9 protein-coding genes are annotated in these 9,991 nt (G+C 72.1%); 4 read left to right on the top strand and 5 right to left on the bottom strand.

Going from position 1 to position 9,991, the window contains the following annotated elements; all coding sequences use genetic code 11:
- Positions 1-142: 142 nt before the first annotated feature.
- A complete protein-coding gene (locus tag E4099_RS23110; RefSeq protein WP_135341034.1) occupies positions 143-1,027 on the top strand; it encodes a right-handed parallel beta-helix repeat-containing protein in 885 nt (294 codons plus the stop codon).
- Between the two features lie 292 nt (positions 1,028-1,319).
- On the top strand, positions 1,320-2,690 hold the full coding sequence (locus E4099_RS23105) for an NCS2 family permease (RefSeq protein ID WP_135341036.1): 1,371 nt from the start codon (positions 1,320-1,322) through the stop codon (positions 2,688-2,690).
- Between the two features lie 210 nt (positions 2,691-2,900).
- On the opposite strand, the gene E4099_RS23100 is transcribed toward E4099_RS23105, so the two are convergent.
- Complete coding sequence (locus tag E4099_RS23100; RefSeq protein ID WP_135341033.1) at positions 2,901-3,554, bottom strand: class I SAM-dependent methyltransferase; 654 nt, start codon at positions 3,552-3,554, stop codon at positions 2,901-2,903.
- Between the two features lie 307 nt (positions 3,555-3,861).
- On the opposite strand from E4099_RS23100, the gene E4099_RS23095 reads away from it, so the two are divergent.
- On the top strand, positions 3,862-4,923 hold the full coding sequence (locus E4099_RS23095; RefSeq protein ID WP_135341032.1) for an aminotransferase class V-fold PLP-dependent enzyme: 1,062 nt from the start codon (positions 3,862-3,864) through the stop codon (positions 4,921-4,923).
- A gap of 87 nt (positions 4,924-5,010) precedes the next feature.
- Here the strand turns inward: E4099_RS23095 and thpD are convergent, their stop codons facing one another.
- The 4 genes from thpD to ectA all read right to left on the bottom strand — a co-directional run bounded on the left by thpD (position 5,011) and on the right by ectA (position 8,342).
- Positions 5,011-5,898: an ectoine hydroxylase gene (gene thpD / locus E4099_RS23090; RefSeq protein WP_135341031.1), complete on the bottom strand. Its 888-nt coding sequence runs from the start codon at positions 5,896-5,898 to the stop codon at positions 5,011-5,013.
- Positions 5,895-6,317, bottom strand: a complete 423-nt coding sequence (locus tag E4099_RS23085) for an ectoine synthase (RefSeq protein ID WP_135341030.1) — start codon at positions 6,315-6,317, stop codon at positions 5,895-5,897. Before E4099_RS23085 ends, thpD begins: the two co-directional genes overlap by 4 nt.
- 60 nt (positions 6,318-6,377) lie before the next feature.
- Entirely contained in the window at positions 6,378-7,685 is a 1,308-nt protein-coding gene (gene ectB, locus E4099_RS23080) for a diaminobutyrate--2-oxoglutarate transaminase (protein WP_135341035.1), read from the bottom strand.
- 105 nt (positions 7,686-7,790) lie between these two features.
- Positions 7,791-8,342 carry a diaminobutyrate acetyltransferase gene (ectA, locus tag E4099_RS23075; protein WP_135341029.1) on the bottom strand — a complete coding sequence of 184 codons (552 nt, stop codon included), beginning with the start codon at positions 8,340-8,342 and terminating at the stop codon, positions 7,791-7,793.
- A 401-nt stretch (positions 8,343-8,743) separates the two neighbouring features.
- On the opposite strand from ectA, the gene E4099_RS23070 reads away from it, so the two are divergent.
- Complete coding sequence (locus tag E4099_RS23070) at positions 8,744-9,859, top strand: amidohydrolase family protein (RefSeq protein WP_135341028.1); 1,116 nt, start codon at positions 8,744-8,746, stop codon at positions 9,857-9,859.
- The last annotated feature ends 132 nt before the right edge of the window (positions 9,860-9,991 follow it).

Genomic DNA, 9,991 nt, shown 5'->3' with positions numbered 1-9,991 from the left:
GCCGGCATCCCCCCGCCCCCGCCGCACGGTTCGTCCATCCAATGGACAAGAACCGGCCACCGCGGGGGTGCTCACGCGTACCATGGGGCGCCCTAGGCCACCGCCCGCGTACGGCGATCGCGCCGCACCGACAGGAGCTGCCATGAGACGCCGCCGCCACCGCGGGCGCCACCGCAAGGACCGCACGCTGCCCCTGGGCACCGTCGTCATCGTGGCCTCGGCCGCAGCGGGGATCTACCTCACCGCCGCCCCGGGTGGCGCCAGCGCCGCGTCCAGCACCGTCTACGTCGCCCCCACCGGCAGCGACACCGCCCGGGGCACCCGTGCCGCGCCCTACCGGACCCTGGAGAAGGCCCTGGCGGACGTCGGGCCGGGCACCACCATCGAGGTGCGCGGCGGCACCTACCGGCCCACCACCGCGCTGCGGGCGGCGGTCGACGGCACCGCGGACAACCGGATCCGGCTGCGGGCGTACCGCGGAGAGCGGGCCACCGTGGACGGCTCCCGGCTCTCCGGCGACTCCCCGCTGCTGTCCCTGCGCGCCGACTTCTGGACCGTCTCGGGCCTGGAGTTCCGCAACGCCCCGGCCGGCGCGGTGGAGTGCACCTCCTGCCGCGGGGACGTCTTCCGCGACCTGACCACGCACGCCAACGGCGGCACCGGGCTGGAGCTGCGCGGCGCGGGCACCCGGAACAACCTCATCCACGATGTCGCCTCCTTCGACAACCGCGACCGGACCCCCGGCCGCCGGACCGCCGACGGCATCGCCTTCACCTCGGGCTCCGGCAGCGGCAACGTCGTCAGCGGCGCCCGGCTGCAAGGCAACGGCGACTCCGGGATCGAACTGCGCGGCTGGGGCGGAACCGTCACCATCGAGCGCTCCCACGCCACCGGGAACGGCGGCGCCCAGGCCGAACTCGGCCGCTCCGCGGACTCCTACGGCAATTCCTGGGACACCGTCAACTCCTCCGCCGCAGGGGACGAAACGGGGACCCACGCGGTCATGCGCCGGACACCGCAGCGGTAGATCCGAGTGCGCCCGGCCCTTCCCCCCGGGGGTGGTGGGGCGCTAGGAATGTTCTTTCCGCCGCGCACACATGGGACTTGGCGCTTCTGTCCAGCTGCCCGCGTGCGTTGGAGTGATCTCGTAATACACCGTAAACCTGATCGATGCGTCCGGCGAGCACAATTCAGCAGACCCCCCCGCTCGCCGTCATGTACAGGAATCGAGGAGCAGCGCTGTGGCCAGACAGGTCATCGACAAGGCAGAGGCGCCACCGGCCGCCGGACAGAACGGGGTTCTCGACCGTTTCTTCCGGATGTCCGAGCGAGGTTCCGACCTGGGCCGGGAGATACGCGGTGGAATCGCCACGTTCTTCACCATGGCCTACATCCTGGTGCTCAACCCCATCATCCTGGGGAGCACGGAGGACAAGTTCGGGAACCACCTCTCGCACGCCCAACTGGTCACCGCCACCGCCCTGGTGGCCTGCGTCATGACCATCATCATGGGCGTGGCGGGCAACATGCCGCTCGCCCTGGCCGCCGGCCTCGGTCTGAACGCCGTGGTGTCCTTCCAGATCGCCCCGCAGATGAGCTGGGACGACGCCATGGGCCTGGTGGTCCTGGAAGGCATCATCATCTGCGCGCTGGTGCTCACCGGTCTGCGCGAGGCCGTCATGCACGCCATTCCGCAGCCGCTCAAGCAGGCGATCAGCGTCGGCATCGGTCTGTTCATCGCGTTCATCGGCTTCATCGACGCCGGCTTCGTCACCCGCATCCCCGGTGACACCGGCTCCGTCCCGGTGCAGCTGGGCGCGTCCGGCGAGCTCACCGGCTGGCCGGTCCTGGTGTTCTGCGTCGGAGTGCTGCTGACCATCTCGCTGATGGCCCGCGGCTTCAAGGGCGCCATCCTGCTCAGCATCGTGGTCACCACCGTGCTGGCGGTCATCATCAACAAGGTCGCCGACATCAAGCCCGGCGCCTGGGGCCTGACCGTGCCCGAGGTGCCGGACAACGTGGTCGACACCCCCGACTTCGGCCTGATCGGCGAGTTCGACCTGTTCGGCGCCTGGCACGAGGTCGGCGCGCTCACCCTGGTCCTGATCATCTTCACGCTGATCCTCTCCGACTTCTTCGACACCATGGGCACCGTGGTCGGCGTCAGCAGCGAGGCCGGGCTCATCGACGAGCAGGGCAAGGTCCCCAACCTGGGCCGGGTGCTGTTCATCGACAGCGTCGCGGCGGTCGCCGGTGGCGCCTCCTCCGCCTCCTCCGCCACCACCTACGTGGAATCCGCCGCGGGTGTCGGTGAAGGCGCCCGTACCGGCTTCGCCAACCTGGTCACCGGTGGCCTCTTCGGCCTGGCGCTGTTCTTCACCCCGCTGGCCACCGTGGTCCCGGCGCAGGCCGCCGCGCCCGCGCTGATCGCCGTCGGCTTCCTGCTGATGAGCCAGGTGCGGCACATCGAGTGGGAGAAGTACGAGATCGCCATCCCGGCGTTCCTCACCATCTCGATCATGCCGTTCACCTACTCCATCACCAACGGCATCGGCGCCGGCTTCGTCTCCTACGTGGTGATCAAGACGGTGCTCGGCAAGGCCCGCGAGGTGCACTGGCTGCTGTGGGGCACCGCCGCGCTGTTCACCGCGTACTTCGCGATCGACCCGATCCGCCAGGCCCTCACCTGAGCCACCCCGGTCGGGGCCTGCCGGCCCCGGAACCGGGACCACGAAGCCCGCGCCGCACCTCGCCGGCGCGGGCTTCGCCATGCCGGGAGCCCCGCCCCGCCGCCGCGCACGGCCCGGCTCGAAGGCGGCGGTCCCCCGAGCGCGACCTGCGGCGTCATCGGGATGTTCCGTACGGCGGCGGCGGCGCGGGCGGTGCGGTCGCCGCAGGGTTCACGCCCGGCGGCGCGCCACCAGCTGCAAGCGGGTGACGACCTTGCCGTCGAGGGTGGGCACCGGATCCTCGTGCTCCTCGGCCACCTCGAAGCCCTGCTCGGCCAGGAGCGCGCGCAGCCGTACCGGATCCTGGTGCCGGAAGACCCCGCCGTCCTCGATCCCGAACACCCCGTACGCCTCGGCCCACTCCGCAGCCGCCCGGTAGCGTGCCTGGTGGTGCTCGTCCCGCTGGATCGGCACGTCGCTGAGGTACAGCACCCCGCCCGGCCGGACCACCCGGGCCAGCTCCGCGACCGTCTCCCGCTGGACGCGCTCCTGAGGCACACAGGTCAGTACCGCGAACAGCAGCGCCGCGTCGAACTCCCCGTCCGCGAAGGGCAGCGGCAACCCGGCCAGCCGCCGCAGGTCGAGCCCGGGGTGCTCCGAGAGGCCGCGCTCCACCAGCGCCGCGGACGGATCCACCCCGCACACCCGGTGGTAGCCGAGCGCGGCCAACTCGGCGGCGAGTCTGCCGTAGCCGCATCCGTAGTCCAGGATCCGCGCCTCGAAGGAGACGTGGCGGGACAGCAGTTCCGCGTCGAGCGGGTGGGTGAAGGTGTGCCCGGCGCCGGTGGTCTCCCAGTACCGCTGCAGCTGCTCGGAAGGCGTCATGGGCGCACGCTACCGTTCCGGGCGGCCGAGCGGGACCGGGCCTGAGGCCGGACTTCCCGCCCGGCGAGGCACCCGGAAGCCGGCGGGCGCACCCCGCCGCACCGCATTCCGCCACCCGCGGAGCCGGCGGACCGCGGGGACGGTCCCGGCCAGGCCGCCGCCCGCCTCGACCCACTCGGCCGACCCGGTGGCCCCCTCCTTCGGCGGGGCGACATCGCAGCTCAGCACCGAGAGACAAGGAGTGCTTGACCCATCGGATCGGAAAACCCCCATGGACGCGGGCGCCGCCCCGGCAGATAGTTGACGGATGGAGAGCCTGGCAGGAGACGCGTTCGCACCCCGGACCACCTACCTCAACACCGCTTCCAGCGGACTGATCCCGCTCCGTTCCGCCACCGCCCTGCACACCGCGGTGACCGCCGCGACCGCCGGCGGCGGCTATCTCGACGACGCCTTCGCCGCGGTGGAGGACACCCGCGCCCACTACGCCCGGCTGGTCGGCCTCCCCGAGCGCCGGGTGGCGGCCGGCGGCTCGGTCGCGGTGTACGCCGGCCTGATCGCCGGTTCGCTGCCGTCCGGCGCCGAAGTGCTGGTCGCCGACGGTGACTTCAGCTCACTGGTCAACCCGTTCACGGTACGCGCCGACCTCGCGGTGCGTACCGTGCCGCTGGAGCGGATGGCCGAGGAGATCCGGCCCGCCACCCATCTGGTGGCGGTCAGCGCCGTGCAGTCGGCGGACGGCCGGATCGCCGACCTGGCCGCCATCGCCGAGGCCGCCCGGGCCCGGGGCGCCCGCACGCTGATCGACACCAGCCAGTCCAACGGCTGGCTGCCGCTGCGCGCCGCCGACTACGACTTCACCGTGTGCGTGGGCTTCAAGTGGCTGCTGTGCCCGCGCGGCGTCGCCTTCCTCACCGTGCCGGAGGACCTGGGCGAGCTGCCCCCGGTCTTCGCCGGCTGGGTGGCCGGCGAGGTTCCGCTGGACAGCTGCTACGGGCCGGTCACCGAGCTGGCCCACTCCGCCCGCCGCTACGACGAGAGTCCCGCGGTCCTCGCCTACCTGGCCGCCCGGCACGCCCTCGCCCTGCTCGGGGAGCTCGGCCCGGAGGCGATCGGGGCCCACGACCGGGCGCTGGCCGACCGCTTCCGGGCCGGCGTCACGGAGCTGGGCCACCACCCGGTACCGGCACCCGGCTCGGCGATCGTGGCGGTGCCCGGGCTCGGCAAGGCCGCCGCCGCGCTGGCCGAGCAGGAGGTGTACGTGTCGAACCGGGCGGGAAACCTGCGCGCCGCGTTCCACCTGTACAACTCGGCGCAGGACGTCGACCGGCTGCTGAAGGGGATCGCGGCACTGCCGTACCGCGGCTGACCCGGCACCGGCGCGGCGGGGAGGGGCGACACACGCCACCCCTCCCCGCCGCACCCCGTGGATGCCCCCGATCCCCGACCGGGAGGTCTACCGGACGGGAGTGAAGTCCCGGGCCCCGATGAACTCCGGCCGTCGGGCCGGCGCCGCGAACGGTTCCACCGCCGTGTTCTCCACACTGTTGAAGACGATGAAGACATTGCTGCGCGGATACGGCGTGATGTTGTCGCCGGAGCCGTGCATGCAGTTGCAGTCGAACCAGGTGGCGGAGCCGGCCGGTCCGGTGAAGAGCCGGATGCCGTGCCGGTCGGCGAGTTCGGTGAGGGCCTTCTCCGACGGAGTGCCCGCCTCCTGCATCCGGAGCGACCGCTTGTAGTTGTCCGAGGGGGTCGCGCCCGCGCAGCCGAGGAACGTCCGGTGCGACCCCGGCATGATCATCAGCCCGCCGTTGGTCTCGCGGTTCTCGGTCAGCGCGATGGAGACCGACACCGCGCGCATCCGCGGCATCCCGTCCTCGGCGTGCCAGGTCTCGAAGTCCGAGTGCCAGTAGAAGCCGCTGGCCCCGAAGCCCGGCTTGACGTTGATCCGCGACTGGTGGACGTACACATCGGACCCCAGGATCTGGCGGGCCCGGCCCACCACCCGCGGGTCGCGCACCAGCTCCGCGAAGAGCGGGCTGATCCGGTGCACCTCGAACACCGAGCGCACCTCCTCGGACCTGGGCTCGATCACGGCGCGCTCATCGGCCCGTACCGCGGGATCGCCGACCAGCCGCGCCAGCTCGGCCCGGTAGCCGGCGACCTCCTCCGGGGTGAGCAGCGGGTCCGTGGTGAGGAAGCCGTCGCGGTCGAATCCGTCCAGCTCGGCGGGGCCCAGGGGGCCGGCGGTGCCGGGCGGGGACCAGACCACCGGGTCCCGGCGCTCGGTGATCCGCTCGGTGGCGCCGCGGGTCGGGTACCAGTCGGTGCTCGCGGTCATCGGCTCAGCTCCGCTCGGTCCGGGTCCTCCTCGGTCAGCAGGGGGTAGGTGCCGTTCTCGTCGTGGTCCTCCCGGCCGGTGACCGGCGGGTTGAACACGCAGACGCAGCGGAAGTCCGTCCTGGGGCGCAGCGTGTGCCGTTCGTGGCCGTCGAGCAGGTACATGGTGCCGGGGGTGATCCAGTGCTTCTCGCCGGTCTCCTCGTTGGTGAGCTCGGCCTCGCCTTCGGTGCAGAGCACCGCCTCGATGTGGTTGGCGTACCACATGGAGGTCTCGGTCCCGGCGTACAGGACGGTCTCGTGCAGGGAGAAGCCGACGCGCTCCCCGGCGAGCACGATGCGCTTGCTCTCCCAGGTACCGGACCGGGCCTTCACATGCCGGTCGGTGCCTTCGATGTCCTTGAGGGATCGGACGATCATGGTGCGTCTCGCCTTTCTCGCGGGCGTCGGTGCCCGCGATGGATGGGTGGGTACGGGGGGTCAGGCGGTCTCGTGGACCGAACGGGCGAGGATCCGCAGGCCCTCGTCCAGCTCTCCGGGGCTGATGGTGAGCGGCGGCAGCAGCTTGACCACCTCGCCCTGCGGTCCGGAGGTCTCCAGCAGCAGGCCGAGCTCGAAGGCCCGGGCGCAGACCGCCGAGGCGCGGTCGCGGTCGGCGAACTCCAGCCCCCAGACCAGGCCCCGGCCCCGGTAGCTCGCGCCCGGGCCGGGCTGTCCTGGCGTGCTGCCGGCGGCGTGCTGCCGGGGCAGCGGCGGCAGCTCGGCGCAGATCGCCCGCAGCGCCTGCTCGACCTGCTCGCCGCGGGCCAGGGTCTGCTTCTCCAGCTGCCCGTCGGCCCAGTAGGCGTCCAGGGCCGCGGTGGCGGTGACGAACGCGGGGTTGTTGCCGCGGAAGGTGCCGTTGTGCTCGCCCGGCTCCCAGATGTCCAGCTCGGGGCGGAACAGCAGGAGCGACATGGGCAGCCCGTAGCCGCCGATGGACTTGGAGAGGGTGACGATGTCCGGGGTGATGCCGGCTGCCTCGAAGGAGAAGAACGGGCCGGTGCGCCCGCAGCCCATCTGGATGTCGTCGACGATCAGCAGCATGTCGCGGCGCCGGCACAGCTCGGCCAGGCCGCGCAGCCACTCCGCGCGGGCCACGTTGATGCCGCCCTCGCCCTGGACCGTCTCGACGATCACCGCGGCGGGCTGGTTGAGCCCTGAGCCCCGGTCCTCCAGCAGCCGCTCGAACCAGAGGAAGTCCGGCACCTGGCCGTCCAGGTAGTGGTCGTACGGCATCGGGGTGCCGTGCACCAGCGGGATGCCCGCGCCGGCCCGCTTGAAGGCGTTGCCGGTGACCGCCAGCGCGCCCAGCGACATGCCGTGGAAGGCGTTGGTGAAGGAGACCACCGCCTCCCGGCCCTTGACCTTCCGGGCCAGTTTGAGCGCGGCCTCCACCGCGTTGGTGCCGGTCGGCCCGGGGAACATGACCTTGTACGGCAGGTCGCGCGGGCGCAGCACGATCTCCTGGAACGCCTCCAGGAACGCGCGCTTGGCGGTGGTGCCCATGTCCAGGCCGTGGGTGATCCCGTCGCGCTCGATGTAGTCGATCAGGGCGCGTTTGAGGACCGGGTTGTTGTGCCCGTAGTTGAGCGCCCCGGCACCGGCGAAGAAGTCGAGGTAGGTATGGCCGTCCTCGTCGTACAGATGACTGCCCTGGGCGCGGTCGAAGACGGTGGGCCAGCCCCGGCAGTAGCTGCGGACCTCGGACTCCAGGGTCTCGAAGACGCTCAGCGGCGCGGGGGGCAGCTGCGAGGGGGCGATCGAGGGGGTGATGGTCACAGGGATCTCCTGGGAGGCGAATGGCGAGCGTGCGGTGGGAGAGAGCGGCTCAGGCGAGGGCGGCGAGAGGGGTCAGCGCGCCAGGGGGCCGATCCGGTACAGCACCTCGGACTGGTGCGCGCCGTCCGGGAACAGGCTGTCGTGGAACAGCACCTCCTGTTCGACGTCCGCGCCGTGGCGCTCCGCGAAGGAGGTGAACAGCCGGTGGGAGGCGGCGTTGTCCGGGGTGATGGTGGTCTCCAGGCCCGTGACGCCGACCGTCCCGACGACCCGGGCGGCGAGCCCGTCCAGCAGGGCCGCCGCGAGTCCCCGGCCGCGGTGCGGGTGGTCCACCGCGACCTGCCACACCACCAGGGTGCGGGGGCGTTCGGGACGGACGTAGCCGGTGACGAAGCCGACGGCCTCGCCCTGGGCGTCCCGGGCCACCACGGAGGTGGCGGCGAAGTCGCGGCACCACAGCAGGTAGCTGTAGGAGGAGTTGAGGTCCAGGACCCGGGAGTCCCGGGCGATGCGCCAGATCGCCGCCCCGTCCTCGATGCGGGGGGAGTCGAGACGCAGCCCTTCCGGCATATTCGTGAATTCGTCTCGGCTGGTTTGTGCGAGATGAGCTGGTGCGGGGGTCATGCAAATTCAATTTACCGATGCAGATCTCGGATTGCATCGGGAGGCGGGGTTACGCGGAAGAGGTTCCGCGTGTTATCACGCGAGGGCGTGCGGGCGCGCGAGAGCATCCGCAACAAGCGGCTTTTGGGTGGTAATTCCCGGACAAACCAGTCGGGTTGTGGAGTATGTCACGGCTTCATAACGTCGCATCGGTGCGCCGGTATTGCATCGTCGGGGGCCAGTGAAATCCTGGCGTTTAAGGACCGGGAAACGGGGCAGGAGAATACGGGGTGCTGCATTCGAAAAGGCGTCGTAAAAGGTTCATTGAATATGTTCGGAAAGCGATGGAATTCGGCGGTGGTGGCGAGGGGTGCGCGGACCGCCGTGTACGTGCCCGGGGTGGTGCTCGTACAGTGCGAACCATGAGCGACAGCGCGGTACTGCACATCAGGGGACGGGTGTTGGTCGGGCCGGGATCCGGCGGGGCCGGGGAGGACGTGCGCGACGAACTCTGGGTCGTCGACGGAAGGATCAGCTACACCCGGCCCACCGGGGCGGCGGCCCGTGACACCACGGTCGTCGAGGGCTGGGTGCTGCCCGGCCTGGTCGACGCGCACTGCCACGTGGGCCTGGACGCGCACGGCCCGGTCGAGAAGTCGGTCAGCGAGGAGCAGGCGCTCGCCGAGCGGGAGATCGGCGCACTGCTGCTGCGGGACGCCGGCTCCCCCTCCGACACCCGCTGGATCGACGAGCGCGAGGACCTGCCGCGCATCATCCGGGCGGGCCGCCACATCGCCCGCACCCGGCGCTACATCCGCAACTACGCCCATGAGATCGAGCCCGCCGACCTGGTCGCCTACGTGGCCCAGGAGGCGCGCCGGGGCGACGGCTGGGTGAAGCTGGTCGGCGACTGGATCGACCGCGAGCAGGGCGATCTGGCCGCCTGCTGGCCGAAGGGCGAGGTGGCGGCGGCCATCGCCGAGGCGCACCGGCTCGGCGCGCGGGTCACCGCGCACTGCTTCGCCGAGGAGACCCTGGCCCCCCTGGTGGAGGCCGGCATCGACTGCGTCGAGCACGCCACGGGCCTCACCGAGGAGACCATCCCGCTGTTCGCGGAGCGCGGGGTGGCGATCGTGCCGACCCTGGTCAACATCGCCACCTTCCCCAAGCTGGCGGCCGGCGGCGAGACGAAGTTCCCCCGCTGGGCCGACCACATGCGCCGGCTGCACGCACGCCGCTACGACACGGTGCGCGCCGCCTACGACGCCGGGGTGCCGATCTACGCGGGCACCGACGCCGGCGGCTCGCTCGCCCATGGCCTGATCGCCCAGGAGGTGGCGGAGCTGACCCGGGCCGGCATCCCGGCCGTCGCCGCCCTGTCCGCGGCGACCTGGGGCGCCCGCGGCTGGCTGGGCCGTCCCGGGCTGGACGAGGGTGCCTCCGCCGACCTGGTCGTCTACCCCTCCGACCCACGCGAGGACGTGCGGGTGCTGGCGGACCCCAGCCGGGTGGTGCTGCGCGGGCGCGTGGTGCGCTGACCCGGGGCGGGCCGGCGGGGCGCGAGCCCAGGGAAGCCTGCGGCCCCGCGCACCGCACCCGGCCCACCCGGCGCCGTGGGGGAAGCCTGCGACCGCGCCCGGCCCGCCCGGCGCCGCGGGCGAGCCCCGACC

Origin of the sequence: Streptomyces palmae (genome assembly GCF_004684805.1) — a bacterium.
GTDB lineage: Bacteria > Actinomycetota > Actinomycetes > Streptomycetales > Streptomycetaceae > Streptomyces > Streptomyces palmae.
The sequence above is the reverse complement of the archived record's forward strand: the minus strand, read 5'-3'. Positions and strand labels throughout refer to the sequence as shown.